The organism is Mesorhizobium sp. M0106, assembly GCF_040322715.1.
Lineage (GTDB): Bacteria > Pseudomonadota > Alphaproteobacteria > Rhizobiales > Rhizobiaceae > Mesorhizobium.
On record NZ_JAMYUA010000002.1, the window covers coordinates 352,366 to 378,543 of the forward strand.

Annotated in this window: 20 protein-coding genes and 2 pseudogenes; 11 read left to right on the top strand and 11 right to left on the bottom strand. The window is 63.2% G+C overall.

All coding sequences use genetic code 11. The annotated features are described in order from the left end of the window. Positions 1-80: 80 nt before the first annotated feature. Positions 81-743, top strand: a complete 663-nt coding sequence (locus NKJ55_RS03415; protein ID WP_502904448.1) for a response regulator transcription factor — start codon at positions 81-83, stop codon at positions 741-743. A 3-nt stretch (positions 744-746) separates the two neighbouring features. On the opposite strand, the gene NKJ55_RS03420 is transcribed toward NKJ55_RS03415, so the two are convergent. Beyond that, positions 747-4,235, bottom strand: a complete 3,489-nt coding sequence (locus tag NKJ55_RS03420; protein WP_352448654.1) for a PAS domain-containing hybrid sensor histidine kinase/response regulator — start codon at positions 4,233-4,235, stop codon at positions 747-749. A 232-nt stretch (positions 4,236-4,467) separates the two neighbouring features. On the opposite strand from NKJ55_RS03420, the gene mscL reads away from it, so the two are divergent. Both mscL and NKJ55_RS03430 read left to right on the top strand, forming a co-directional pair. Then, a complete protein-coding gene (gene mscL / locus NKJ55_RS03425) occupies positions 4,468-4,890 on the top strand; it encodes a large conductance mechanosensitive channel protein MscL (RefSeq protein WP_352448684.1) in 423 nt (140 codons plus the stop codon). Between the two features lie 111 nt (positions 4,891-5,001). Next, positions 5,002-6,168, top strand: coding sequence for a pyridoxal phosphate-dependent aminotransferase (locus NKJ55_RS03430; RefSeq protein WP_352448655.1), 1,167 nt, complete (start codon positions 5,002-5,004; stop codon positions 6,166-6,168). A 151-nt stretch (positions 6,169-6,319) separates the two neighbouring features. On the opposite strand, the gene hemA is transcribed toward NKJ55_RS03430, so the two are convergent. Then, positions 6,320-7,597 (bottom strand): 5-aminolevulinate synthase, encoded by a 1,278-nt coding sequence (hemA, locus tag NKJ55_RS03435; RefSeq protein WP_352448656.1) that lies wholly within the window; start codon positions 7,595-7,597, stop codon positions 6,320-6,322. Between the two features lie 265 nt (positions 7,598-7,862). Between hemA and galE the strand changes: the two genes are divergently transcribed. Both galE and NKJ55_RS03445 read left to right on the top strand, forming a co-directional pair. After that, the gene (gene galE / locus NKJ55_RS03440) at positions 7,863-8,858 is read left to right on the top strand and encodes a UDP-glucose 4-epimerase GalE (protein WP_352448657.1); all 996 of its coding nucleotides are present in this window, start codon (positions 7,863-7,865) and stop codon (positions 8,856-8,858) included. A gap of 44 nt (positions 8,859-8,902) precedes the next feature. Next, positions 8,903-10,153 carry a D-amino acid dehydrogenase gene (locus tag NKJ55_RS03445; protein ID WP_352448658.1) on the top strand — a complete coding sequence of 417 codons (1,251 nt, stop codon included), beginning with the start codon at positions 8,903-8,905 and terminating at the stop codon, positions 10,151-10,153. Between the two features lie 36 nt (positions 10,154-10,189). Here NKJ55_RS03445 and NKJ55_RS03450 read toward each other — a convergent pair whose 3' ends face one another. From NKJ55_RS03450 to NKJ55_RS03480, 7 genes are all read right to left on the bottom strand, one after another. Continuing rightward, a complete protein-coding gene (locus NKJ55_RS03450; RefSeq protein ID WP_352448659.1) occupies positions 10,190-11,560 on the bottom strand; it encodes an FGGY-family carbohydrate kinase in 1,371 nt (456 codons plus the stop codon). Next, a complete protein-coding gene (rhaM, locus tag NKJ55_RS03455; RefSeq protein ID WP_352448660.1) occupies positions 11,557-11,874 on the bottom strand; it encodes an L-rhamnose mutarotase in 318 nt (105 codons plus the stop codon). Before rhaM ends, NKJ55_RS03450 begins: the two co-directional genes overlap by 4 nt. After that, on the bottom strand, positions 11,874-12,875 hold the full coding sequence (locus NKJ55_RS03460) for an ABC transporter permease (RefSeq protein ID WP_352448661.1): 1,002 nt from the start codon (positions 12,873-12,875) through the stop codon (positions 11,874-11,876). Before NKJ55_RS03460 ends, rhaM begins: the two co-directional genes overlap by 1 nt. Continuing rightward, positions 12,872-13,849: an ABC transporter permease gene (locus tag NKJ55_RS03465; RefSeq protein WP_352448662.1), complete on the bottom strand. Its 978-nt coding sequence runs from the start codon at positions 13,847-13,849 to the stop codon at positions 12,872-12,874. Before NKJ55_RS03465 ends, NKJ55_RS03460 begins: the two co-directional genes overlap by 4 nt. Further along, the gene (locus NKJ55_RS03470; protein WP_352448663.1) at positions 13,846-15,387 is read right to left on the bottom strand and encodes a sugar ABC transporter ATP-binding protein; all 1,542 of its coding nucleotides are present in this window, start codon (positions 15,385-15,387) and stop codon (positions 13,846-13,848) included. Before NKJ55_RS03470 ends, NKJ55_RS03465 begins: the two co-directional genes overlap by 4 nt. A gap of 83 nt (positions 15,388-15,470) precedes the next feature. Then, positions 15,471-16,466 carry a rhamnose ABC transporter substrate-binding protein gene (gene rhaS, locus NKJ55_RS03475; protein WP_352448664.1) on the bottom strand — a complete coding sequence of 332 codons (996 nt, stop codon included), beginning with the start codon at positions 16,464-16,466 and terminating at the stop codon, positions 15,471-15,473. A gap of 55 nt (positions 16,467-16,521) precedes the next feature. Beyond that, positions 16,522-17,331 carry a DeoR/GlpR family DNA-binding transcription regulator gene (locus tag NKJ55_RS03480; RefSeq protein WP_023677380.1) on the bottom strand — a complete coding sequence of 270 codons (810 nt, stop codon included), beginning with the start codon at positions 17,329-17,331 and terminating at the stop codon, positions 16,522-16,524. 187 nt (positions 17,332-17,518) lie between these two features. On the opposite strand from NKJ55_RS03480, the gene NKJ55_RS03485 reads away from it, so the two are divergent. The 3 genes and pseudogenes from NKJ55_RS03485 (at position 17,519) to ggt (ending at position 23,397) form a co-directional block, all read left to right on the top strand. Beyond that, a complete protein-coding gene (locus NKJ55_RS03485) occupies positions 17,519-19,621 on the top strand; it encodes a bifunctional rhamnulose-1-phosphate aldolase/short-chain dehydrogenase (RefSeq protein WP_352448665.1) in 2,103 nt (700 codons plus the stop codon). Positions 19,622-19,801: 180 nt separating this feature from the next. Next, complete coding sequence (gene rhaI, locus NKJ55_RS03490) at positions 19,802-21,094, top strand: L-rhamnose catabolism isomerase (protein WP_352448666.1); 1,293 nt, start codon at positions 19,802-19,804, stop codon at positions 21,092-21,094. Between the two features lie 570 nt (positions 21,095-21,664). Then, positions 21,665-23,397 (top strand): annotated as a pseudogene (ggt, locus tag NKJ55_RS03495) (gamma-glutamyltransferase). A 63-nt stretch (positions 23,398-23,460) separates the two neighbouring features. On the opposite strand, the gene NKJ55_RS03500 reads toward ggt, so the two are convergent. Further along, the gene (locus NKJ55_RS03500; RefSeq protein ID WP_292663955.1) at positions 23,461-23,802 is read right to left on the bottom strand and encodes a hypothetical protein; all 342 of its coding nucleotides are present in this window, start codon (positions 23,800-23,802) and stop codon (positions 23,461-23,463) included. Between NKJ55_RS03500 and NKJ55_RS03505 the strand changes: the two genes are divergently transcribed. Continuing rightward, on the top strand, positions 23,797-24,435 hold the full coding sequence (locus NKJ55_RS03505; RefSeq protein WP_352448667.1) for a hypothetical protein: 639 nt from the start codon (positions 23,797-23,799) through the stop codon (positions 24,433-24,435). The genes NKJ55_RS03500 and NKJ55_RS03505 overlap by 6 nt on opposite strands. Before the next feature lie 169 nt (positions 24,436-24,604). Here NKJ55_RS03505 and NKJ55_RS03510 read toward each other — a convergent pair. Continuing rightward, positions 24,605-24,871, bottom strand: a pseudogene (locus NKJ55_RS03510) (DUF1236 domain-containing protein); the annotation flags it as partial. 423 nt (positions 24,872-25,294) lie between these two features. Here NKJ55_RS03510 and NKJ55_RS03515 point away from each other — a divergent pair. Together NKJ55_RS03515 and NKJ55_RS03520 are read left to right on the top strand one after the other, a co-directional pair. Then, complete coding sequence (locus NKJ55_RS03515) at positions 25,295-25,486, top strand: DUF3606 domain-containing protein (RefSeq protein WP_352448668.1); 192 nt, start codon at positions 25,295-25,297, stop codon at positions 25,484-25,486. Positions 25,487-25,588: 102 nt separating this feature from the next. Then, positions 25,589-25,855: a DUF6894 family protein gene (locus NKJ55_RS03520; protein WP_352448669.1), complete on the top strand. Its 267-nt coding sequence runs from the start codon at positions 25,589-25,591 to the stop codon at positions 25,853-25,855. The last annotated feature ends 323 nt before the right edge of the window (positions 25,856-26,178 follow it).

Consider the following 26,178-nt stretch of genomic DNA (forward strand, 5'->3'; position numbering starts at 1 on the left):
GCCCACCCGAACAGCAGGCGTAGTGTTATGATCGTTCAGATCCTGCAAGGCGGAAAATCGCCAACGGGATTCGGGGAGGGATATCACCGTTGGGCTACACATTCGTCATTGCCGATGATCACCCGCTTTTTCGCGGTGCATTGAGGGAGGCTCTCGCGGGCATCGGAGACGTTGCCGCCATTCATGAGGCCGGCGATTTCGAAAGCGCCAAGGCGCTGGTCCTGGCCAATGAGGATGTCGATCTGGTGCTGCTCGATCTCTCGATGCCGGGGGCAAGCGGTCTTTCCGGCCTGATTTCGCTGCGCGGCATCCATCCGGCGGTGCCGATGATGGTGGTCTCGGCGCATGACGATCCGGTGACGATCCGGCGCGCGCTCGATCTCGGCGCCTCCGGCTTCATCTCCAAATCGGCCAGCATGGAGGACATCCGCAATGCGGTGCAGTCGGTGCTCGCAGGTGATATCGCGGCACCCGCCGGGGTCGATCTCGGTGTCGAGCGCGATCCCGAGATTTCCGACCTGATCAAGCGGCTGCAGGCGCTGACCCCACAGCAGACGCGCGTGCTCGGCATGCTGGCTGAGGGACTGCTCAACAAGCAGATCGCCTATGAGCTCGGGGTCTCCGAAGCAACGATCAAAGCGCATGTCTCGGCCATCCTGCAGAAGCTCGGCGTCGACAGCCGCACTCAGGCGGTGATCCTTTTGTCCAAAATCGGCAGCGACCCGCTGCAGACGGCCGGCTGATTCCTATTCGGCCGCCGGCGCCAGCGGCCTGACCCTGGCCATCATCGAGCGCAGCATCGCCGGTTTCAGTGGTTTGCTGATCACCGGCACGTCCAGCCTGCCGGCAGCGGCGCGAACCTCGCTGGAGCGGTCGGCGGTGACCAGCACGGCCGGCAGGTCCTCGCCATGGATCGCACGCAACTGGGCGATCAATTCGAGGCCGGTCTTGTCGTCGAGATGATAGTCGGCAAGCACGATGTCCGGCCGATGCATGCCGGACCTCTCGAGATCCTCCGCGCCGGAAAGCGTGTCGACGCTGCAGCCCCAGCCCTCGAGCAGCAGCCGCATGCCGTCGAGGATGCGGGCGTCGTTGTCGATGCAGAGCACATGGAGCCCGGCAAGCGAGGTCGCGGCACGGGCAGGCGGCTTCGCCTCGGCCTCGCGCCGCGGTGCCTGCACGGCCACCACCGGCAGCAACACGGAAAAGCGTGTGCCCTTGCCTGGGTTGGAGAAGATCCGGATTTCGAGGCGCAGGACGCGGGCGATGCGGTCGACAATGGAGAGCCCAAGGCCGAGGCCTTCCGCCTCGCGTGCGCCCTCGTCCAGCCGGGTGAATTCGCGAAACACGGTGTTCAGCTGGTCGCCGGCAATGCCGATGCCGGTGTCGATAACCTGGATCTCGGCCAGTTCGCCGCGCCGCCGCGCGCCGACCAGGATGCGGCCACGGCGCGTATACTTGATGGCGTTGGAAACCAGGTTCTGGATCAGCCGGCGCAGCAGATTGCGGTCCGTCATGACGCTGAGCGACGACGGCATGATCGAGAGTTCGAGCTTCTTTTCGGCGGCAAGCGGCCGGAAGTCGTTGCCGATCTGGCGCAGCAGCCCGTCGAGGCCGAAGCTCGTATCGTCCGGCTTCATCGCGCCGGCATCGAGGCGCGAAATGTCGAGCACCGCGCCGAGGATGGTCTCGACCGATTCCAGCGACGATTCGATGTTCATCGCCGCCTTGCCGGCAGGTCCCTTGCCGGTCTTCTCGATCAGCGACGAGCAATAGAGGCGGGCGGCGTTCAGCGGCTGCAGGATGTCGTGGCCGGCGGCAGCGAGGAAGCGGGTCTTGCCGAGATTGGCCTCCTCGGCCAGCATCTGCGCCTGCGCCAGCTCCTCGTTGACGCGGGTGAGCTCGGCGGTGCGGCTCTTCACCCGCTGTTCCAGGGATTCGTTGGCGCGCTTAAGCGCCAGATCCTGCTCGACACGTCCGGAAATGTCGGCGTAGGTGGCGACGATGCCGCCGTCCGGCATCGGATTGGAGCGCAATTCCAGGATGCGCCCGCTTGTCTTCAGCTCCATCTGCCATGGGCTGACGAAGCTGGTCAGGCGGTTGAGCATGGTGACGCGCTGGTCTGCCGGTATGTCACCGCGCTCGGCAAGGTGGCGCAGGAAACGATCGAGTGAGACGCCGACCTGGCCCATCTCGTCGGGCAGGTCGAACAGCGCCCGGTACTGGCGGTTCCAGCAAATCAACCGGAAATCGCGGTCGAAGACAGTGATGCCCTGTTCCATCTGGTCGAGTGCGATCTGCAGCAGATCGCGATTGTGCTGCAGCGCCTCGGTGGCGTCATCGAGCAGGCGGAAGGCGTCCTTGGATTCGCGGTCGTTGCGGCGCAGCAGCAGCGACAGGATCAGCCGCGCCGAAGAGGAGCCGACGGCACTGGCCAGAAGCTGCTCGGAGAAGCGGATGACATCCATGCTGGCCTGTTCGTTGCCGTGCAGTGAAGTGCCGCTGCTCTTTTCGAATGACTGGAATGACCGCTCGGTGCGTTCGACACCGAGATAGCGCGCGATCGTGTCCTTGAGGTCGTTGACGGTTATGGTGGTGCGGAAGCGGCGCAGGCTCGGCAGCGGCCCCGTCTCGCGCGGCACGAAGATCGATGCCTGGATGCGTTCCAGCGGCACTGAGGCGCGCGACAGCGAGCCGAACACAAAAAACAGCGCGTTGATCGACAGGCTCCACAGCACGCCATGGTTCAGCGGCTCGGCGACGGTGCCGAAAAGAGCCTGCGGCCGCAATGCATCGAAGCCGAACAGGCCGTGGACGAGGATGCCGGTATCGGGCGCGACGAGCGAGGGAAGCAGCAGCGTATAGCTCCAGACGACGATGCCGGCGACCATGCCAAGTGCGGCACCCCTTCCGTTGGCGCCGCGCCAGACGAGGCCGCCGATCATTGCCGGCGCGAACTGCGCGATCGCGGCGAACGACATCAGGCCAATCGAGGACAGCCGCGCGCTGTTGGTGCTCTCGCGGTAGTAGAGAAAGGCGATGAACAGCATGATGAAGATCGCCGCCCGCCGTACATTGAGGATGAGCGTCGACCAGTCCTCGTTCTCGGATGTCGTGGTCCGCAGCAGCCGGCGCACGAACAGCGGAATGACCAGGTCGTTGGAGATCATGATCGACAGCGCGACGCTTTCGACGATCACCATTGCGGTCGCCGCCGACAGCCCGCCGATGAAGGCGGCCATGGCCAGCACGTCGTGGCCGCTGAACAGCGGCAGCGACAGCACGTAAAGGTCGCTGCTGGTCCTGGGGCCGACCAGTTCCAGGCCGGCCAGCGCGATCGGCAGCACGAACAGGTTGATTGCCACCAGATAGAGCGGAAACACCCATGTCGCGGTGCGCAGCTCGGCCTCGCTGCGGTTTTCGACGATGGTGACGTAGAACTGGCGCGGCAGCATGAGGATGGCAAAGCCGCTCAGGCATGTCAGCACCAGCCAGGTAGCGAGCGAGGTGTTGTAGCCCATCGCCTGGCGCACCTGCGTGTTTTCGGCGAGCTGGTCGAACATATCGCCTGGCCCGCCGAAGATCAGGAACGTGACCATCAGGCCGATCGCCAGGAAGGCGGCGAGCTTGACCACGGTCTCGACCGCCACCGCCAGCACCAGCCCGTCCTGGTGCTCGGTGGCATCGGCATGGCGCGTGCCGAACAGCACCGCAAACAGCGCCAGCAGCATGGCCACGACCAGCGAGATGTCGCTGACGAACGGATCGAACGACGGCGGCGAGCCGGTATAGTGCTCGACCATCAGGCTGACCGAGCCGGAGATCGCCTTCAATTGCAGCGCCATATAGGGCACCGCGCCGATGGTCGCGATCAGTGTGGCGATCGCCGCGACAGCAAAACTCTTGCCGTAGCGGGCGCCGAGAAAGTCGGCGATCGAGGTGATCTTCTCGGTCTTGGCCAGCCTGACGATGCGCTGCAGCAGCGGAAAGCCGAACACAAACACCAGCACCGGTCCGATATAGATGCCGAGGAACTCGAGGCCGCGCTCGGAGGACAGCCCGACCGAGCCGAAGAAGGTCCAGGAGGTGCAGTAGATGGCGAGGCTGAGCGCATAGATGAAGGGCCGGGCGCGGCCAGGCCCGGCTGAAGTCGAGCGGCGGTCGCCCAGACTGGCGATGACGAACAGCAACGTCACATAGGCGATCGCGATGATGACGATGAACCAGCCCTGCACGGCTCGAACTTCCTCCCTGCGCCGGCTTTTTCATCCGGCCTTGCAGACGCAATCACAGCTTGGCGACCGAGTCCATCGCGGCTTTCGGCGCATTATGGCTGTGGCTTCGCGCAATCCAGGCCGGGGAAACACGTCTTTGCGCCTGTCGCAACCGCAGGTTTTTGCTATTCTGCCGGCCGGTCGATGCCGAGGCGTGGACGGCAGCACGGCCGGTCAGGACAAGGAGGGTCGAATGCTGAAAGAATTTCAGGAATTCATTTCCAGGGGCAATGTGATGGACCTGGCCGTCGCCGTCATCATTGGCGCTGCCTTCAGCAAGATCGTCACCTCGCTGGTCGACGACATCATCATGCCGGTCATCGGGGCGATTTTGGGCGGATTGGACTTCAACAACTATTTTCTGCCCTTGTCCTCGGCCGTTAACGCCACATCGCTGGCTGAGGCAAAGAAACAGGGCGCGGTCTTTGCGTATGGCAGTTTCATCACCGTGGCGCTGAATTTTCTCATTCTCGCCTTCATCATCTTCCTGATGGTCAAGGCGGTGAACAATCTGCGCAAACGGCTAGAGCGTGAGAAGCCAGCTGCCCCGGCCGCTCCGCCACCGGCCGACGTCGCGCTGCTCACCGAAATTCGCGATCTCCTCGCCAGAAAATAGCGCCTGCGGCAACTTTCTGGACCAAAACCCCGGTCGCCTGCGGCCGGGGTTTTCTGTTTTCGTCCGCCCTGAAACACGCTAGCAGTCGAGCAAACGAAAACGGACCCATCCATGACCCTGATCGATACTCTGCGCGCCGAAGCGCGGGCGGCGCCTGAAAGCGGCATTGTCGCAGTCATGAACCGTGGCCGCGGCCGCGACGGCATGATCCCGCTCTGGGCCGGCGAGGGCGACCTGCCGACGCCTGCCTTCATCACCGATGCCGCCGCCAAGGCACTCGCCGGCGGCGAGACCTTCTACACCTGGCAGCGGGGCATTCCCGAACTCAGGCAGGCGCTCGCCCGCTACTACACCAGGCATTTCGGCAAGACTTTCGCCAACGAGGAATTCATCGTCACCGGCTCCGGCATGCATGCCATCCAGATGGCCATCGATGCGGTGGCCGGCAACGGCGACGAACTCGTCTACCTGTCGCCGGCATGGCCGAACTTCGCCGCCGCCGCCGGCGTCGCCGGCGCCGTTCCGGTCGCGGTCACGCTCGACCAGTCTGGCAATGGCTGGTCTTGCGATGTTGACAAGATCGCAGCCGCGATCACGCCGCGGACCAAGGCGCTGTTCGTCAACACGCCGTCCAACCCGACCGGCTGGACCGCCGACAAGGAGACGCTGCAGGCGATCCTCGATCTTGCCCGCGAAAGGGGCCTGTGGATCATCGCCGACGAGATCTATTCGCTGTTTCATTACGGCCACGGCCGGGCGGCGTCCTTCATCGACATCATGGCCGATGAGGACCGCATCCTGTTCGTCAATTCCTTCTCCAAGAACTGGGCGATGACCGGCTGGCGCATCGGCTGGATCAAGATTCATCCCGCCTTGCAGCAGGTGTTCGAGAACCTGGTCCAGTATTCGACGTCCGGCGTTGCGCAGTTCATGCAGCGCGGCGCCGTCGTTGCCCTCGATGAGGGCGACGCCTTCATCGTCGAGCAGGTGGAGCGGGCGAGGGCGGCGCGCGACCTGGTCTGCGGCATTCTCGCCGAAACCGGAAGGGCGCGGTTCACCGTGCCGCAGGGCGCATTCTATCTGTTCTTCGCGGTCGACGGCATCACCGATTCCCGTGCCGCCGCCTTCGACATGGTCGACCGCGCCAATGTCGGCCTGGCTCCCGGCACCGCCTTCGGCCCCGGCGGCGAAGCCTTCCTCAGGCTGTGCTTCCACCGCCGCCTCGACCAGCTCGAGGAAGCCGCACACCGGCTGGCGAAATGGATGAAGAGTATGTGAGCTGCCTCGAAGCCCCAAGTTGAAACTCGCTCCGGCGAGTCAGCTGGCGTGGGTTTCGAGAACCGGAGCGCAGCGGACATTTCGGTCCGTGAGCACCGGAAGCGCAGAAAGCCGCGTCAGATGGCCGCCGCAGTAGAGTTTCAAACGGGCTTCAGCCGCCCGACTTCGGCACCAGCAGCGGAATGACGCGGTCGCTCTTGGCGACCGACGGTCGGCCCGCCGAACCGTAGGGAATCCCCAACGCATCCCATGTCTCGACCAGCGCGTCCTGCAGGGACGCAATCAACGCGTCCGAATGGAACGGTGTAGGCGTGATGCGCAGCCGCTCGGTGCCGCGCGGCACCGTCGGATAGTTGATCGGCTGGATATAGATGCCGTGCACACCGAGCAGGCGGTCGCTGGCCATCTTGCAGAGCTCGGGATCGCCGACCAGAAGGGGCACGATGTGGGTAGGCGACTCCATCACCGGCAGGCCGGCCGCGGCCAGCACTTGCTTGGTCCGTGTCGCCTGACGCAGCTGCGCATCGCGCTCGGCCTGCGAGCGCTTGAGATGGCGGATCGAGGTGGTTGCCGCGGCGGCGATCGCCGGCGGCAACGCCGTGGTGAAGATGAAGCCCGGCGCATAGGAGCGCACCGCGTCGATCACCGCAGTGTTGCCGGCGATGTAGCCGCCAAGCGTACCGAACGCCTTGGCCAGCGTGCCCTCGATGATGTCGATGCGGTCGGCCAGCCCTTCGCGCTCGGTGATGCCGCCGCCGCGCGGCCCGTACATGCCGACGGCGTGGACCTCGTCGATGTAGGTCATGGCGTTGTAGCGCTCGGCGAGATCGACGATCTGCTTGATCGGCGCGATGTCGCCGTCCATCGAATAGACGCTCTCGAAGACAATCAGCTTGGCGCGCTCGCGGCCGGCCGTCTGCAGCAGGCTTTCGAGATGCGCGACGTCGTTATGGCGGAAGATCTTCTTCTCGGCGCCTGAGCGCCGCACGCCCTCGATCATCGAAGCGTGGTTGAGCTCGTCCGAGATGATCAGGCAATTGGGAAGCAGCTTTGCAATGGTCGAGATCGACGCCTCGTTGGAAACGAAGCCGGAGGTGAAAACCAGTGCGGCTTCCTTGTCGTGCAGGTCGGCCAGCTCCAGTTCGAGCTCGACCAGCGGGTTGCTGGTGCCGGAAATGTTGCGGGTGCCGCCGGCCCCCGACCCCATCTTGCCTGCCGCCTTCTGGAACGCGGCAATGACGTCGGGATGCTGGCCCATGCCGAGATAGTCGTTGGAGCACCAGACGGTGATTTCCTCGGCGCGGCCATTGGCGCGCCAGATGGCGCGCGGGAATTTCCCGACGATACGCTCAAGGTCGGCGAAGACGCGGTAGCGACGCTCCGCATGGAGCTGGTCGATCGCTTCCTCGAAAAACCGCTGGTAATTCATGTCGCCTTCCCAGTTTTGCGCGGGATCATAGTCATTGGCCCATTCATCGTCCACCTGGCCTTTTTGGTCAAAATGCCACGCCCCGAGCCTGTTCCTAACGACCACGGAACGTGGCCTATTCCCTTGATGTGGATCAATCTTGTTTCAGGACAATGCCACGCGCCGATGAGACTGGTTACCGCAGGTTTTAATGGCCTGGCGGCAGATTTTCCAGTACGGCGACGATTGAGACAGTTCCGACAAATCATGAATAGCGAGGATGCGGATGACGGTTTTGGTGACAGGCGGTGCCGGCTATATCGGTAGCCATATGGTCTGGGAATTGCTGGACACGGGCGACAACGTCGTCGTCCTCGACCGGCTTTCCACCGGCTTTGAATGGGCGGTCGCCCCGGAAGCAAAGCTCGTCGTCGGCGACGTCGCCGACAGGGAACTGGTCGCCTCGATCATTCGCGACAATAAGGTCGACGCGATCATCCATTTCGCCGGCTCGATCGTGGTCCCCGAATCGGTCGCCGACCCGCTTGCCTATTACGAGAACAACACCTGCAAGACGCGCACCTTGATCGAGACCGCGGTGCGCGAAGGCGTGCCCAATTTCATCTTTTCCTCGACCGCCGCCGTCTATGGCGGCGCCGGCCTGGAGCCGGTGCGCGAGGATGCCCGGCTTGCGCCGGAATCGCCCTATGGCCTGTCCAAGCTGATGAGCGAATGGATGCTGCGCGACGCGGCGATTGCCCATGGGTTGCGCTATACGGCGCTGCGCTATTTCAACGTCGCCGGCGCCGATCCGAAGGGCCGCACCGGCCAATCGACGCCCGGTGCCACGCATCTGATCAAGGTCGCTTGCGAGACGGCGCTCGGCAAGCGCCCCTTCATGCAGGTGTTCGGCACCGACTATCCGACGCCGGACGGTACCTGCATGCGCGACTATATCCACGTCAGCGACCTGGCGGCGGCGCATCGGTTGGCGCTTCAGCGGCTGCGTGCCGGCGGATCGAGCCTGGTCGCCAATTGTGGTTACAGCCACGGCTATTCGGTGCTCGAGGTCATCGACAGCGTCCGCCGCGTCTTCGGCCATGATTTCGACGTGCGGATGGGCGATCGCCGCGCCGGCGACGCCGCCGCGGTCGTCGCCAATTCGGAGCTGGCGCGCGGCGAGCTCGGCTGGACCCCGCAGCGCGACAACCTCGACCAGATCGTTGCCGATGCGCTTGCCTGGGAGCGCATCCTGACCAGCAAGAATTCGGCTCTGGGGTGAAGAAGGGCTCTCCGCAAAGGTTGGCTCAGCGCGCTGAGGGCGGAATGAAAATCCTGGTGCTTGGGGCCGGCGTCGTCGGTACGGCGGCGGCCTATTATCTGGCCAGCGACGGCCATGAGGTGACGGTGATCGAGCGCCATCCGGCGGCGGCACGCGGCACCAGCCGGTCGAATGCCGGCCTGGTGTCGCCCGGAGACGCCACCGCCTGGGCCTCGCCAGGCGCGCTGAAGACGTTCCTGCGCGGCCTCTACAACCACGATCTCGGCATCAAGGTGCGGCTGCGCTTCGATCCGTATTTTTTCGCCTGGAGCCTGCGCTTCCTGCGCCAGTGCACGCATAAGCGCATGCGCGCCAACACCGACGTCAAGCTTCGTCTGGCGCTCTATTCGCGCGACTGCATCAACGCCGTCTCGGCCGAAACCGGCATCCACTATGACGAGCGCAAGAAAGGCATTCTCTATTTCTTCCGCTCGCAGCAGAGCTTCGATACCGGCACCGACAATTATCGCTATCTCGGCGAACACGGCCTGCCGATCGAGATCGTCGGCCGCGACCGGCTGGTCGAGCTCGAGCCCGGCCTTGCCGGCGCCAAGGACAAGATAGCCGGCGGCGTCTATTCGCCGATCGACCAGACCGGCGACTCCAGCCAATTCACGCAGCGCCTCGCTGCCTATGCTGCCGAGAAACTCGGCGTCCAATTCCTCTACGGCACCACGGTCGAAGGCCTCGACATCGACGGCGACCGGGTGCGCGCCGTGATGACCTCGGCCGGCCCGGTGGCCGGTGACGCGGTGGTCATTTCCATGGGGCCGGAGAGCGGTCTGCTCGGCCGCCGCTACGGCATCGATCTGCCCGTCTATCCCGTGAAGGGCTATACCGTGACTGTTCCGCTGGAAGATGAAAACAAGGGGCCGATCATGGGTGGCGCCGACGAGGACCGGCTGATCGGCTATTCCAGGCTGGGAAATCGGCTGCGGATGTCCTCGACGGCGGAGTTCACCGGGTTCGACCGCACGTTCAAGCCACGCGATTTCAACTCGATCCTGAACACCGGCAAGGACCTGTTCCCCGGCGCTTTCGACGAGAGCAAGGCTGAGCTCTGGGCTGGACTTCGCCCGATGATGCCGAACTCCGTGCCGGTCATCGGACGGGCGCGGTACGACAATCTCTACCTCGACACCGGCCACGGCCATCTCGGCTGGACCATGGCCTGCGGTTCGGGAAAATTCCTTGCTGACGTGGTCGCCGGCCGCAAGCCGGAGATCGATCCGCAAGGATTGCTCTACGTGGGCTAGGCATCTCCGGACATCAGGGCGCCATGAGCTCGGCGGTCAGGCTCGTTCGTCGACCGCCGAACGCCAGGAGCGCACGTAACTGGTCCAGAGTGGATCGGCCGACGGTTCGGTCCTTTCGCCTCTGCCTTGCGGTGTCCCCTGGTCCGACGCCAGCAAGGCGGCGCCGATGCTGGTGCCTGTCGCAGCCTCGGAGGCAATGACGGCGCGCGCCGCCGCCGCAGCCAGCATGCGGGTGAACAGCCGGTTGCGGGCGAAGGGTCCTTCGACGATGGTGGGACCGTCCGCGCCGATCAGGTCGAGGCAGGTCGCGGTCATCAGCGCCAGGTAGAACGAGATGGCGACAAAGCGCTGGCCGACGCTCATACCGTCCGCGTTAAGCCATGATGCGGTATGATGCGGAAACGGCCCCGAACCCTGTTGGGTCGAGGGCAATAGGGACGTCTTGCGCGCTAGCACCGTGGCAACATCGTCTTCCGTCCAGTTCTCCGATTGGCCCTCGGTCAGCACGGAAAACTCGCGGCCACCCATGAAGCGCGCCGAGGGCACGGGATCGCCGAGCGCGTTGACATTGACCAGCGTATCGCGTGCCGGGTCGAGCGCGATCTTGTTGCCGCCGACTGCCATCGACACCACCCAGGTGCCGGTCGAGACCACGGAGAAAGGCGGTCTGTCGGACAGGAGATGCGGCAGCAGCGAGGCGTTGGAATCGTGCAGGCCGCAAAACACCGGCGTTTGCGGGTCGAGGCCGGTTTGCCGCGCGAGAGCGGGCAGGATCGGGCCCAAGCGGTCCTTGGCCTGCCGCACCGGCGCCATTAGCCGGCGCCATTGCAGCCGGTCGACCAGCGACGAAAAATCCGCTTTCCACGGGTTCCACAGATCGGTGTGGCAGCCGAGCGAAGTCACCTCGCTGGCGGCGACGCCGGTCAGGCGCAAGGCCCAGTATTGCGGATACATCAGGATCGCGGCGGTTCTGGCGAAATCCGCCGGAAAGCGCTTCTGCTGCCAGAACAGCTGCGCGCCGAGATTGAGGCCGGCCGGCAGGCGCGGCGTGCCGGTCTCGGAGAACGCCGGACGGATCGTGTCATAGTCCCCGGCAAGGGCATCCGGCCCGTCGAATTCGTAGTCGAGCACCGGCAGCGCCAGTTCGCCTGATGCGTCGACCAGCACGCCCGTAGCGCCATGGGTGGTGATCGATATCGCATCGATGCGCTGCTCGCGATCGATCTCGGCCAGGCTGCCAAGGATAAACGCCCATAACCGCTCGACGTCATGGTGCGGGTACGGGCCTTGCCGAACCGGCTCGTTCACCATCCTGCGCAGCGCGACTTCGCTTGCCGCGGCAAGATCGACCAGCGCCACCTTGGCGTTGGTCTTGCCGATATCGATGACGGCGACGTGGCGGGTCATTCCATATGGAACATTGTTTCCAGCGGCACCGCCACCGGCTCGTTGTTCGGCTTGGTCTCCATGATGTCCGCCATCTCGGCCCACCAACGCTGCATCACCGGATGCTTCGGCAATTCGTCCATGCCATGGTCGTCACGGCGCCACAGCACGCCGAACAAGGTGTTGGTCTCTTCGTCGAGATGGATCGAGTAATCGGAGATACCGGCCTGCTTGAGCAGCGCGACCAGCGACGGCCAGATGTCGTCGTGGCGCCTCTTGTATTCGGCCTTCATGCCCGGATTGAGCTTCATCTTGAACGCGTATTTCTCCGGCATCAGGCAAAGCGCTCCCGCCGTACTCGCCGCCACAGGATCGGCAGCGCGATGACGATGATCAGCAGCAGGCCGATGAAGATCGACATAACGATCCCCGGCACGTTGAGCAGGCCGAGGCCGAAGGTCACCAGTCCCATGATGAAGGCGGCCAGCACCACACCCAGAATGCTGCCGGCGCCGCCCAGGATGCTGACGCCGCCGAGCACCACCATGGTGATGACTTCCAGCTCGTAGCCCTGTGCGATGGACGGCCGGGTCGAGCCGAGCCGCGATGTGATCAGCACCGAGGCGATGCCCGCCATCAGGCCGGTCAGGCAAAACAGGATGAATTTGATACGGCCGACGCGTACGCCGGAAAACTGCGCCGCGACCGGGTTGTTGCCGATGGCAAAGACCCGGCGGCCGAAGCTCGTCCGGTGCAGAAGGAACCAGTAGACGACTGCCGCGATCAGGAAAAGCGTCAGTTCGAACGACACCACCCACCAGACATAGCCCTGGCCGAAGAAGGCGAAGCTCGCGGGATAGCCCTTGTAGGCCTGGTCGCCCAGGATGATGAAGGCAATGCCGCGAAACAGGCTCATCGTGCCGATGGTGACGACGATCGACGGCAAGCCGAGCCTGGTGACGAGCAGTCCGTTGAAGGCGCCGCAGCCGAGCCCGACGACGAGGCCGATTGCCACCAGTTCAGGCATGCCGGCGCCGGCCTGCACCGCCATGCCCATCATTGTTGACGCCAGCGCGATGATGGCGGCCACCGACAGGTCGATTTCGCCGGAGATGATCAGCAGCGCCATGGCCAGCGCGATCAGCGCCTTTTCCGTGAAGTTGAAGGTCAGGTCCGACAGCGACCACGCGTCGAGGAAATAGGGCGAGGCAAAGCTGTTGACGGCAAAGATGGCAACCGCCACGACGACCAGCAGCGCCTCCCATGAGAAGATCGCCGACGTCAGCGGCTTGTCGAGCCGGTCGGGAATATGGCGTGGGGCAGGGGTGTCGGTCATGCCGCTTCCGCCTTCTTGAGGATGATGCGGCCTTGCCGGCGTTCGCCGCGCGCGTTGAGCACCACGGCCAGGATGATGGCGCTGCCTGAAATCGCCATCTGCCAGAACGGTGAGATGTTGATCACCGGCAGCGCGTTGGAGATGATGCCGAGGAACAGCGCGCCGAGCACCGCGCCGCCGACCGAACCGATGCCGCCGGCAATCGAAATGCCGCCGATGACGCAGGCGGCGATGATATTGAGCTCATAGCCGTTAGCGACCTCGACCGAGGCGATGACGTAGCGCGAGATCCACAGATAGCCGCAGAGGCCGCCGATCATCCCCGAGATGCAGAAGACGATGAATTTCGTCCGGCCGACATCGATGCCGGCATAGACCGATGCTGTCGGGTTGACGCCAATGGCATAGATCGAGCGGCCGAGCGCGGTGCGAGTCATCACGAGGAAGAACAGTGCAATAACCAGCAGGGCGATCCACGACAGTACCGGAATGCCGAGGAAAGCCGCGCGCTGCAACCCGATGAAATCAGCGCTCATCTGGTCGGCGTTGACCCAGGCGCCGCCTGAAATGACGAACGTGGCGCCGCGGTAGATGGTGAGGGTGCCGAGCGTTACCACGATCGAGGGAATGTTCAGCCGCCATACCAGCAGGCCGTTGATGGCGCCGAGCACCAGGCCGACCAGCAGTGCGATGACGATCAGCAGCGGGATCGGGATCGCCGGATGAGCGGCGTTCAGCATTGCCACCACCATGCCGGTGAAGCAGAGATTTGAAGCCATCGACAGGTCGATCGAGCGGGTCAGGATGACGACCATCTGGCCGAGCGCCAGGATCATCAGGATCGACGTGTCGTTGAACACCTGGCGCAGGTTGGCCGGATCGGCAAAACCTGGAAACCGCGTGGAGATCAGCCCGATCAGCACGACGATTGCCGCCAGCAGCCAGACCTCGCGATGTTTGAGAAGAGCCTTCATGCCGCGATCCCCGCTGCCGTCCTGACCAAGGTTTCGGCGTCGAGCCCTTTATTGTCGTAGACCGCGGCAATGCGGCCCTCGCGCATAACGACGACGCGGTCCGACATGCCGAGGATTTCCGGCAATTCGGACGACACCATGATCACCGACAGGCCTTGCGCGACGAGCTCGGCCATGAAGCCGTGCACGGCCGCCTTCGAGCCGATGTCGATGCCCTTGGTCGGCTCGTCCAGGATGATCACCTTGGGCGCGGTCGCCAGCCATTTGGCGATGACGATCTTCTGCTGGTTGCCGCCCGATAGCGTGCCGACGTCCTGGCTGAGCGAGGAGGCGCGCAGATCGAGCCGCTCGGTGTAGGAGCGGGCCAGCGCGAACTCTTCGGCCAGCCGCAATATGCCGGACTTGGATGTCCGTTTGAGCGAGGGCAGCGAGACATTCTGGAAGATCGGCAGGCCGATCACCACGCCTTGCTTGCCGCGCTCCTCCGGCACATAGACGATGCCGGCGTCGATCGAATCCGCCGCCGATTTCGGCGCGATTGCCTTACCCTCCAGCGTGATCGTGCCGCCGCTGGTGCGGGTGATGCCTGATATCGCCTGCATCACCTCGCTGCGCCCGGCGCCGACAAGGCCGTAGAAGCCGAGGATTTCGCCCCTGCGCAGCTCGAAGCCTATGTCGTCGAACTCGGTCGGGTGCGACAGGCCGGAGACGGCCAGCACCGGCGCGCCGATCTCGGCCTTGCGCTGCGGAAAGATGTGATCGACCGAGCGGCCGACCATCATGCGCACGATCTGGCTCTGGCCGGCGTCCTTGATCAGGCCTTCGCCGACCATTTCGCCGTCGCGGAACACGGTATAGCGGTCGGCGATGCGGTAGATCTCATCGAATTTGTGGCTGATGAACAGGATCGCCTTGCCGTCGCTCTTGAGGAATTCGATCAGCAGGAAAAGCTCTTCGATCTCCTTCATCGAAAGCGCTGCCGTCGGCTCGTCCATGATGACGATCCGCGCGTCGATGGACATGGCGCGGGCAACCGCGACTAGGTGCTTGTTGGCAATGCCGAGATCCTTCAGCCTGGCGTCGGCGTCGATATGGCCGGCGCCCATCGTGTCGAGCACCTCGCGGGCATTCTTGCGCATGGTGCGCCAGTCGATGGTTTTGAAACGCGTGCGCGGCGCATGGCCGAGGAAGATGTTTTCGGCCACCGTCAGGTCGTCGAACAGCACGGTTTCCTGGTGGATGGCGGTGATGCCATGCCCGAACGCGGCGTGGGCGCTGGGCAGTATGGCCGGCTGGCCGTCGATGCTGATCGTGCCAGCATCCGGCTGGTAGATGCCGGTCATGATCTTGACCAGCGTCGACTTGCCGGCGCCGTTTTCGCCGATCAGCGCGGTTACCTGGCCGGGATAGAGCGACAGGCCGACATTGTGCAGCGCCCGCACGCCGGGAAAGCTTTTCGAGATGCCGGACAGCGTCAGGCGCGGTCCGGATGACAAAGGCGCTTCATGTGCCACTTCGTGCCGGGCTGTCGTGTCCATGATCGTATCAAGCCCTGTAGCAAGGTTCGTTTGAAAGCGCGGCGGAACCTGAGCCCCGCCGCACCCTTTCGAAGGTCCCAGGATCAATAGATCTTGGAGAACTTTTCGATGTTCGACTTGTCGAACTGGAAGGGCGGAGCCATCGCAGCCGAGTTGGTGTCGTCGAGCGTGACCTTGCCGACGCGGCCGATCGACAGCGTAGCACCGGGCTTGGCCTCTTCCTTCTTCACCGCCAGGTCGTGGGCGAGGTAGACGGCGGAGTAGCCGAGATCGATCGGGTTCCACAGCGCAACCGCCTGGCTGGCGCCATTGTCGATGAACTTCTTGAACTCCGACGGCAGCGCCAGGCCGGTGACGTTGACCTTGCCGATCAGGCCTTCATCGGTCACCACCTGCGCGGCGGCAACGACGCCGACCGTGGTCGGTGCGATGATCGCCTTGAGGTTCGGATAGGACTTCAGCAGGCCCTTGGCTTCGTCCGTGCTCTTGGCCGAGTCGTCGTCGCCATAGACGGTGGCGACGAGCTTGATCTTGGGGAACTTCTCCGGCAGCACCTTCTTGGCCGCGTCGATCCAGGCATTCTGGTTGGTCGCGGTCGAAGAAGCCGACAGGATGGCGACATCGCCGCCTTCCGGCAGGTAGTCGGCGGCCAGCTTGATGATGGTCTCACCGATCAGGTTGGTATCGGAGGGGTTGAGGTGAAGCTGGCGTCCTTCCGGCGCGACGCCTGAATCCCACGAGATGACGGTAATGCCGCGCTGCATCGCCTTCTTCAGCACTGGCACCAGCGCGTCGGCGTCGTTCGCCGAAATGGCGATGGCATTGACCTTCTGGGCGATCAGCGAATTGACCACTTCGATCTGCGCTTCGGCGGTCGCCTTGGTTGGGCCGGTGTAGATGATGTCGACATCGCCGAGCTCCTTGGCCGCCTCTTCGGCGCCCTTGTTGGCGGCGTCGAAGAAGCCGTTGCCGAGCGACTTCACCACCAGCGCGATCTTGACGTTTTCGGCGTAGGCGGCATTCACGAACATGGCGGCGGAGAACGCCGCCGTAACCATCAATTTCTTCAGAAAGCTCATCGAATATCCTCCCTTGAGCGTTGCATTCCATCGCCGCTGCGGGCGTGAGTGGTTCTCAGGCCTGCAGCGAAGATTCTTCCTTGTTGGTTGCCGTTGTGCGGGCGATGATCAGCGTCACGCCGGCGGTCTCCAGCATCTTGGCTTCGCGATCCTCGATGGCGTCGTCGGTGATCACCGTGGCGATGCGCGACAGGCCGCACAGGATCAGGCTCGAGCGTTTGCGGAACTTCGAGGAATCGACCAGCACCACCAATTCGTCTGCCTGGTCGATCAGTTTCTGCTCGGCCTGGATCAGCAGCGGATCGCCTTCCATAAGACCGAGCGGCCCCAGCCCTTGCGCGCCCATGAACATGCGGCGCGCGTAGAAATTGCGCGTCACGTCATTGTCGAACGGCGACAGGATGATGTTCTGCTCGCGGTAGATGGTGCCGCCCGACAGCATCACCGTGTTCTTGGAGTGCCTGAGCAAGTGCTCCGCGATCGGGAAGGAATTGGTGAAGATCGGCATGCGGCGGCCGGTCAGGAAATGCACCATCTGGAAGGTGGTGGTGCCGCCATTGATGATGATCGGCTCGCCGTCCTTGCACAGATCCACGGCTTCCCGCGCGATTGCCCGCTTCTGCGAAGCGTTGATGGTCTCGTTGACGGAAAAGGGCCGGCCGGCAAGGCCGATGAACTGCGGCGGTGAAAGCGCCTCGGCGCCGCCGCGCACCCGGCGCAGCCGTTTTTGCACATGCAATGCCGCGATGTCGCGCCGGATCGTCGCCTCCGACGACTCCGTCAGGTCGACCATCTCCTGCACCGTCACCACAGGCTTTTCCTGGACGGCGGACAGAATGATCCTGTGGCGCTCTTTCTCGTGCATGGTTCCTCCCTGCCGGAGCATCTAGTCACCCAAAGCGCGCAGTGTCAATCATTTCCGATCAGATAATTTCATTGTGCAATGCAATATGACTGATATTGATCGTTTGTGATTGACAAGGCCGCCGCTTGCGTAGAAATTCGTACAAAAGGGACCCGCGCCGTTTGCGTGTCCCAAAGGGAGGATACCTATGCTCGACAAGCGCTCCGGCACGCGCCTCGCCAATCTTTGGGATGACGCAAAAGCGCAAGCAATGAGCGAGCCCGAACGTCTGGTCTATCGCTCGAATGTTCTTGGCTCCGACAAGCGCGTCACCAATTATGGCGGCGGCAACACCTCCTCCAAGATCTGGCAAAACGATCCGCTCACCGGCGAGAGCGTGGAAGTGCTGTGGGTCAAGGGCTCGGGCGGCGACAGCGCCTCGATCAAGCTCGACGGCTTCGCCACGCTCTACATGGACAAATTGCGCGCGCTGAAAGGTCTCTATCGCGGCCTCGAACATGAAGACGAGATGGTCGGCTATCTGCCCCATTGCACCTTCAACCTCAACCCGCGCGCGGCTTCCATCGACACGCCGCTGCATGCCTTCGTGCCGAAGCCTTATGTCGACCATATGCATCCCGATGCCATCATCGCCATTGCCGCCGCCAAGGATTCGCAGGCGCTGACCAAGGAGATCTTCGGCGACACGATCGGCTGGCTGCCATGGAAACGTCCGGGCTTCGAGCTCGGCCTGTGGCTGGAGAAATTCTGCCGCGAAAACCCCGAAGCCAAGGGTGTCGTATTGGCCAGTCATGGCCTGTTCAGCTGGGGCGACACGCCGAAGGAATGCTACGAGACGACGATCTCGGTGATCAACCAGGCGATCGACTGGTTCGAGCGCAAGAGCCAGGGCAAGCCGATTTTCGGCGGCGAAGTCGTCAAATCCCTCGATGCGCCTGCGCGTCGCGTCGTGGCCGCAAAACTGATGCCGAGGATCCGTGGCCTGATCTCGGAGAACAGCCACAAGCTCGGCCATTTCGACGATTCCCCTGCCGTGCTCGAATTCGTCAATTCCAGGGATTTGCGGCCGCTGGCGGCACTCGGCACGTCGTGCCCGGACCACTTCCTGCGCACCAAGATCCGGCCGCTGGTCATCGAGTTCGACCCCCAAAATCCCGACGTCGATGCCGTCATTGCCCGTCTTGCCGATGATGTGGCGGAGTATCGCGTCGGCTATCAGGCCTATTATGACCGCTGCAAGCACGCGGATTCGCCACCGGTGCGCGATCCGAACGCCGTCGTCTATCTGATGCCCGGCGTTGGCATGTTCACCTTCGCCGGCGACAAGGCGACGGCGCGCATATCGGGCGAATTCTACGTCAACGCGATCAACGTCATGCGCGGTGCCTCGACGGTCTCGACCTATGTCGGCCTGCCCGACCAGGAAGCCTTCGACATCGAATACTGGCTGCTCGAAGAGGCAAAGCTGCAGCGCCTGCCGAAACCAAAGGCTCTTGCCGGCCAGATTGCGCTGGTCACCGGCGGCGCCGGCGGCATCGGCCGGGCCACCGCCAACCGGCTGCTGCGCGAGGGCGCGTGCGTCGTGCTGGCCGATATCGACGAAGCAGCCCTTGCCAGCGCCAATGACGAGCTTGCCAAGGCCTATGGCAAGGATTTCGTGCGGCCCGTAGTCATCAACGTCACGTCCGAGGATCAGGTGATCTCCGGCTTTGCCGAAACGGCGGTCGAATTCGGCGGCATCGATATTCTGGTCTCCAATGCCGGCCTGGCCTCCTCGGCGCCGATCGAGGACACCACGCTGACGCTGTGGAACAAGAACATGGACATCCTGTCGACCGGCTATTTCCTGGTTTCGCGGGAGGCGTTCCGGCTGTTTCGGGCGCAGAAGATCGGCGGCAACGTCGTCTTCGTCGCCTCCAAGAATGGGCTTGCCGCATCGCCAAACGCCGCCGCCTATTGCACTGCCAAGGCCGCCGAAATCCACCTGGCACGCTGCCTAGCGCTGGAAGGCGCGGAAGCGCAGATCAGGGTCAATGTCGTCAACCCCGACGCTGTGCTGCGCGGCTCGAAGATCTGGAGCGGCGAATGGAAGGAACAGCGCGCCGCCGCCTACAAGATGTCGACCGACGATCTCGAGGAGCACTACCGCTCGCGTTCGATGCTGAAGCGGTCGGTGTTCCCCGAAGACATCGCCGAGGCGATCTATTTCTTCGCCTCCGATATGTCGGCCAAATCGACCGGCAACATCATCAACGTCGACGCCGGCAACGCACAGAGTTTTACGCGATAAGCGACCGTCTTTGAGGGTTGCGCTGCCCCTCATCCGCCTGCCGGCACCTTCTCCCCGTATGGTGACGGGGAGAAGGGAAGCGCTACAACGCAGGTGATCCCCCTCTCCCCCTTGTTTTTTACGGGGAGAGGGTAAGGGTGAGGGGCAGCGCCGACCAACGCAAATTGGGAGGAAACCACCATGTCCGAAACCATCATCTCCGCCGACCTCGTCGATAGGCACAATGCCGCGCGCGATGCCGACCTCAGACGCGACTACGAGTCTCTCGGCGAGCGCCTCGACCGCCGCGGCATCGCCATCGACGCCATCCGCGACAAGGTCGAGAAATTCGCCGTCGCCATCCCGTCCTGGGGCGTCGGCACCGGCGGCACCCGCTTTGCCCGCTTTCCCGGCGCCGGAGAGCCGCGTGACATTTTCGACAAGATCGAGGACTGCGCCGTCATCCGGCAATTGACGCAGGCGACGCCGACCGTCTCGCTGCATATTCCCTGGGACAAGGCCGATCCGAACCGGCTGAAGCAGGCGGCATCCCGCTTCGGCCTCGGCTTCGACGCCGTCAACTCCAACACCTTCTCCGACGCCAGGGACCAAAAACTCTCCTATAAATTCGGCTCGCTGTCGCATGCCGATGCAGCAACACGCCGGCAGGCGGTCGAGCACAATCTCGAATGCATCGAGATCGGCAGGACGCTGGGCTCCAAAGCGCTGACGGTGTGGATCGGCGACGGCTCGAATTTTCCCGGCCAGGTCAATTTCGCCAAGGCGTTCGAGCGTTATCTCGACGCCATGAGGGCGATCTATGCCGGGCTGCCGGATGACTGGAAACTGTTCACCGAGCACAAGATGTACGAGCCGGCCTTCTATTCGACCGTCGTGCAGGATTGGGGCACCAACTACATCATCGCCAAAGAGCTTGGCGACAAGGCGTTCTGTCTGGTCGACCTTGGCCATCACGCCCCCAACGTCAACATCGAGATGATCGTGTCGCGACTGATCCAGTTCAAGAAACTTGGCGGCTTCCATTTCAACGATTCGAAATATGGCGACGACGATCTCGACGCCGGCTCGATCGATCCCTACCGGCTGTTCCTCGTCTTCAATGAACTGGTCGATGCCGAGCTTGCCGGTGCCGAAGGGTTCGATCCGGCCCACATGCTCGACCAGAGCCATAACGTCACCGATCCGATAGAAAGCCTGATGTTGTCGGCGGTCGAGGTGCAGCGCGCCTATGCCCAGGCGCTGCTGGTCGACCGCAAGGCGCTCGAAGGCTTCCAGGACGCCAATGACGCGCTGATGGCGACGCAAACGCTGAAGACAGCCTATCGCACCGACGTCGAGCCGATCCTTGCCATGGCGCGGCTGAAGACCGGCGGCGCCATCGATCCGGTCGCCGCCTACCGCGCCGCGGGCTACCGGGCGAAGGTTGCAGCGGAACGGCCGGCCGTGGCGAGCGTCGGCGGCGGGATTGTTTGATGTTGGTGAAAATGAAAACCCGCCACGAAGGGCGGGTCGTTGGAGCCAATTAGCACCATACCGAAATTAGTAGCATAGCTGCCGGCACAAAGCAAGAACAAAATTGCTGTAACGTGAAAATTCTGAGAGCCGCGATGAAGCGTGGCCTTGTTTCCAACGCTGCGGCGCTCAGAAGTAACGGCATGGATCCTAGGGTCTCCGCGACGTCGCTTCGCTCCTGCTCCGCCCTAGGATGACGAAGGCGTGAGGGCCTACAGCTAATCGCAGATATTGGGGATTGGCGGCTGATGGCAATGGCAAACGTTGCAGGCTGGCGGCTGCTGGCAAATCGCAAACTTTCGGGATTAGCCGATCTCTCCCTCCCTTCGTCATCCTAGGGCGGAGCAGGAGCGCAGCGACGTAGCGGAGACCCTAGGATCCATGCCGTTGCAGTCGCCGAAGATTGCAACGGCGGTTGCGAGGCGAACCGGCACAGGCGTGCGAACCCTCCCGATTCTTTCGATCTTCGCAGTAGACTCAACCGCTCCAAGCGCGTTTCCTAGGCACACCCCCACGCCTCGGAGAACGGCCATGCACAACACCCGCCGAACCCTAATCGCCGTCAGCCTTTCCCTCACCCTGACCTTCGTACCCTTCCTCGCCTATGCCGCCTCGCCGCAGCCGGCGAAGGGCGAGCACGGCATGGTGGTGACCGCCCAGCATCTTGCGTCTGAGGTCGGCGTCGAGGTGCTGAAGCAGGGCGGCAACGCGGTCGATGCCGCGGTCGGGGTCGGCTATGCGCTGGCCGTGGTCTATCCGACCGCCGGCAATATCGGCGGTGGCGGCTTCATGACCATCCGCTTCAAGGACGGCCGCTCGACCTTCCTCGATTTTCGCGAGCGCGCGCCGCTGGCCGCGACCAAAACCATGTATCTCGACAAGGACGGCAAGCCGGTAAAAGGCGCCAGTCTCGACGGCTATCTGGCGGTCGGCGTGCCGGGCTCGGTCGCTGGTTTCGAGATGGCGCGGGAGAAATACGGCACGCTGTCGCGGCAGGACTTGCTGGCGCCGGCCATCCGCTTTGCCAAGGAAGGCTTCGTGCTGGAGCAGGGCGATGCGGCCTCGCTCCAGGGCGGCGCGGAGCGGTTGGCGAGGGACCCAGCGGCGGCGGCCATTTTCCTCAAGCCGGACGGCAAGCCTTATGCTGTCGGCGAGCGCCTTGTTCAGCCCGATGTCGCGGCTTCGCTTGCCGCCATTTCCGAACGCGGGGCGGATGCCTTCTACAAAGGCGCGACCGCCGACGCCATCGTCAAAGCGAGTGGCGAGAAGGGCGGCATTCTGGCCAGGGCTGATTTCGAAAACTATGCGGTGCGCGAGCTCAAGCCGGCGACCTGCAATTATCGCGGCTACGAGATCATTTCCTCGCCGCCGCCGAGCTCCGGCGGCGTCATCATCTGCGAGATCCTCAACGTGCTTGAGTTCTATCCGTTGTCCTATCTCGGCGCCGGTTCGGCCGAGACGGTTCACGTCATGGTCGAGGCGATGCGCCACGCCTATGTCGACCGCAATTCGGCGCTCGGCGATCCCGGTTTCATCGACAATCCGGTCGCAAAACTGCTCGACAAGAATTACGCCAGGGAAATTCGCGAAAAGATCGATCCGTTCCGGGCCGGCGTCTCGCAGGAATTGATGCCGAAGGGCTTTGGCGAGAGCAACGAGACGACGCATTTTTCGATCATCGACACGGCAATGCCGTCGCGGTAACCTACACGCTGAACGGCTCTTTCGGTGCCGGCGTGGTCGCCGCCGGCACCGGCATCCTGCTCAACAACGAGATGGACGATTTCACCCAGAAACCCGGCGTGCCCAATCTCTATGGCCTGGTCCAGGGCGAGGCGAATGCGATCGCGCCGAAAAAGACGCCGCTGTCGTCGATGAGCCCGACTATCCTCGCCAAAGACGGCAAGCCGTTCATGGTCATCGGCAGCCCCGGCGGTTCACGCATCATCACCATCACGCTGGAGGCGATCGTCAACGTCGTCGACCACGGCATGAACATCCAGGAGGCCATCGACGCACCGCGCATCCATCACCAATGGTTGCCCGACACGGTCTATATCGAACCTTTCGGCCTGTCGCCCGATACCGAAAAGCTGCTTACCGGCATGGGCTACCGCCTCGATCTTGCCGACACGACCTGGGGCCAGGCGGCCGGCATCCTGGTCGGCGGCAAGAGCCTGGCGGAAATCGAGAAGGGTGGCGGCGCCCGCTACAACGGCGCCATCGACAGCCGCGCCGCAGCCGGCAAGGCTATCGGGTATTAAACCCCAAAAGTGGGAACCGGTTTTCGGATAAGATCATGGTCAACAAGAAGATTGCGCCTTGCTTCAGGTGACCAGCGCGATCGTCGACGCTATCAGCATCAGCGCCGCGATGCCGACGAACAGCGCGTAGATGCGCGGCCGGTCGAGCAGAAGCGCATTGCCGGATATCCACGCCGCGGTGGCGCCACCAAGCGCGAAAAAGAAGGTGCTGCGGCGCCCGAAGCTCAAGCCGGCAGCCATCAGGCCACCGATGATCAGGGCGCCGAACACGATGATCACGGCGACTGCGTATTTTTCGAAATCGTTGCTGCCGGCGCTCGGGCCGATTGCGTTCAACCTCGACAGATCGTCCGGATCGAACGGGCTGGTCGACCCATATTCGTCTTGACCGACAGGCTCATGCATTATTCGTTCTCCGCAAACCGACAGCAAATCATCAAGCCTCGCCGAGCGCAACCGCTCGCCGAATGTGATCGGCACGGTGTTCAACACTTTCTGGCGGCGGCTTGCCAGAGATTTTTGAATTCGCGCTTGGATCGCCGCCCGCTGCGCGGCCTGGTCAAGCGCTTTGCCCGAGCTGAATCTTCATGCCGCCCTGGCCAAAGACTGCGTTGCCTGAACGGAAGCCCCAAGCACCGCCTGTGCGGCGTCGGCCTGCCTTTCATCGACATGCGCCAGCACCAGGATCACACCTTGTGCGGCATCCGGCTGGCCTGGCTGCTTGCGGATACCGGGCGATGTCCCGAAAAGTCTGTCGGCAACGCAGCCCAAGGCTGCACCGACGAGGGCCGATGCCAGCCATCCCGCGCCGAGGGGATCGATGCCGGGGATATCGAAGGCGCCGAGGCCGGCCAACAAACCCGCCGCCGCGCCGAGGGCGGCACCGCTGCCTGGACCGCGCAAGACGGCGCCGATTTCGTCATCATAGGGTCCGATGACACTGATTTCGTGGCGGGCGATCCCTGCCGCCTGAAGTGCTTCGACGGCTCGCGCCGCCTGGTCATGGGAATCAAAAAGTCTGCTGATTGTTCGCATTGAAACTGCCTGTGAGGCCCCCCGGCCCTCGACGGTACGGCGGGTTCCTGCTGAGCGACGACGCCGAGGAACCGCCTAACGCATACGTCGCCCGCCGCGGAATTGCGAGCGGCGGGCGCCGGGGGCCCGCACGTTGACGGGAATCGATTTTGTTGTCGCTATTGGGCGGGGCTGGGTCGACGACGACGGTGCGATTGTCGACGATGACATAGCGGTATTTGACGCTGGGGACTTCATGAAGCTCGACGGTATCGGGGAGCGTCGAGCCGATGTTGAGCTCCACCCCAGGGATTTTCACCGAGGCCAGCGGCTGCTTTTTCACATACTCCTTGATGACCGTTTCCTGCTGCGGTTCGATGACAACGTCTTGCGCCGCAGCGGCGCCGATGCCTGCCAGCAGCAAAAAACCCGCCACCGCGGTGGAAAGATGCATTCTCATGGTCGTCTCCTTTGCGAACTCGGTCCGCTCTTCGCGCCAAGGCTCATTCGAACGGAAGGCAGCTGAAAACGTTCCGTCGACGGGGCTTCGGTCCCGCCCGGCAGGGACCAACCGACGTGTCGCCGCAGGACCTAAGTCTGATCCTTGCGCGCAAAGGGTGGGTTTGCCGCGTGACCCGGAACCGCCGCGGCACCTAGCCGTTGCTGGCTGCACATTCCGGGAGGATTCCATGGAAAAGGTCGACGGTTGCTCGCACCGGTCCTGGCTGTTTCCATTCCGATCGAACCCGGCATCTGCGCAGCCCTGTCCCTTCCTGCGCCGATAAGGGTTCGCGCGTCACTTTGTGGCGGGCGAACCCTCAAATTGCTGTGTGCACCAAAGTTGACCCCCCTGAAGCGAAGAGAAGGGGCGAGGAGAGCGGAAATGGCCGATGACAAGAGCAAGCGAGACTTCAGCGACCGCAATCGCGTTTCGGCGGATGAATATTATGAGGTCGAACATTTCGCGCGGGAAAATGGTGTTTCGCCCAGCCAGGTGAGCAAGCTGATCAAAAGGACCGGTGGCGACCGGATGATCCTCTCGCAGGCGGTGAAGGCATTGCGCGAGCGCAAGTGAGCTGGCGGTGAAGCCAACGGTGGAGAGGCGCTGATCGCGATCGGCCGAGATCCGGCCAGCTATCGACAACGTGCCCGGATGCCGCCGCTTCGGCCAAGCGCAATGCCCCGCTACTTCTTCGATTCCGATGAAGACGGAATCGTCTATTCCGACGATCAGGGAACGTTATATGACGATCTCCCGCTGGTCAGGAAAGAAGCCCTTCGCACATTGGCCGAGATGGCCAGGGATGGCCTTCCTCATCGCAGGATTGCAGTCAAGGTCCGGGACGACCGTGGCGGTCTGGTCCTTGAAGTGGCTTTGACCTTTGCCGTTGAAACGCGGCACTTCGACGAGCGGATTTTCCAGATCGACTTGCGCACGAACTGACGGCTCGATCATCATCGCGCCGACCATCATCAGATTTCTGGTGCAGCGGCATCTTCCCCTGGCGCGGAACATTAGAAGTCTCTAATTGTTATCTTAAGCAGCGGGAACCTCCCAGGATTCTGCTGCAGATCGGGTGCAACCCGATCGGCCCGCGCCCTCCGCCAGAGGCGCGGGCTTCGTTTGTTTAGCCGATGCGCAACGCCATGCGGCGGAAGCATATTGGAGACCTGCGGGAGCACTAGAGCGGTTCCTGATTTGACGGAATCGAAGGGGATTGAACGAAGCCGCTGACGCGTCATTTGGTGCGTGGGTTTGCGGATGAC

Coding starts and splice junctions, on each gene's coding strand:
- mscL (WP_352448684.1), top strand. CDS start 4,468: ATGCTGAAAGAATTTCAGGAATTCATTTCCAGGGGCAATGTGATGGAC.
- NKJ55_RS03430 (WP_352448655.1), top strand. CDS start 5,002: ATGACCCTGATCGATACTCTGCGCGCCGAAGCGCGGGCGGCGCCTGAA.
- hemA (WP_352448656.1), bottom strand. CDS start 7,597: ATGAATTACCAGCGGTTTTTCGAGGAAGCGATCGACCAGCTCCATGCG.
- galE (WP_352448657.1), top strand. CDS start 7,863: ATGACGGTTTTGGTGACAGGCGGTGCCGGCTATATCGGTAGCCATATG.
- NKJ55_RS03445 (WP_352448658.1), top strand. CDS start 8,903: ATGAAAATCCTGGTGCTTGGGGCCGGCGTCGTCGGTACGGCGGCGGCC.
- NKJ55_RS03450 (WP_352448659.1), bottom strand. CDS start 11,560: ATGACCCGCCACGTCGCCGTCATCGATATCGGCAAGACCAACGCCAAG.
- rhaM (WP_352448660.1), bottom strand. CDS start 11,874: ATGCCGGAGAAATACGCGTTCAAGATGAAGCTCAATCCGGGCATGAAG.
- NKJ55_RS03460 (WP_352448661.1), bottom strand. CDS start 12,875: ATGACCGACACCCCTGCCCCACGCCATATTCCCGACCGGCTCGACAAG.
- NKJ55_RS03465 (WP_352448662.1), bottom strand. CDS start 13,849: ATGAAGGCTCTTCTCAAACATCGCGAGGTCTGGCTGCTGGCGGCAATC.
- NKJ55_RS03470 (WP_352448663.1), bottom strand. CDS start 15,387: ATGGACACGACAGCCCGGCACGAAGTGGCACATGAAGCGCCTTTGTCA.
- rhaS (WP_352448664.1), bottom strand. CDS start 16,466: ATGAGCTTTCTGAAGAAATTGATGGTTACGGCGGCGTTCTCCGCCGCC.
- NKJ55_RS03480 (WP_023677380.1), bottom strand. CDS start 17,331: ATGCACGAGAAAGAGCGCCACAGGATCATTCTGTCCGCCGTCCAGGAA.
- NKJ55_RS03485 (WP_352448665.1), top strand. CDS start 17,519: ATGCTCGACAAGCGCTCCGGCACGCGCCTCGCCAATCTTTGGGATGAC.
- rhaI (WP_352448666.1), top strand. CDS start 19,802: ATGTCCGAAACCATCATCTCCGCCGACCTCGTCGATAGGCACAATGCC.
- NKJ55_RS03505 (WP_352448667.1), top strand. CDS start 23,797: ATGCATTATTCGTTCTCCGCAAACCGACAGCAAATCATCAAGCCTCGC.
- NKJ55_RS03500 (WP_292663955.1), bottom strand. CDS start 23,802: ATGCATGAGCCTGTCGGTCAAGACGAATATGGGTCGACCAGCCCGTTC.
- NKJ55_RS03515 (WP_352448668.1), top strand. CDS start 25,295: ATGGCCGATGACAAGAGCAAGCGAGACTTCAGCGACCGCAATCGCGTT.
- NKJ55_RS03520 (WP_352448669.1), top strand. CDS start 25,589: ATGCCCCGCTACTTCTTCGATTCCGATGAAGACGGAATCGTCTATTCC.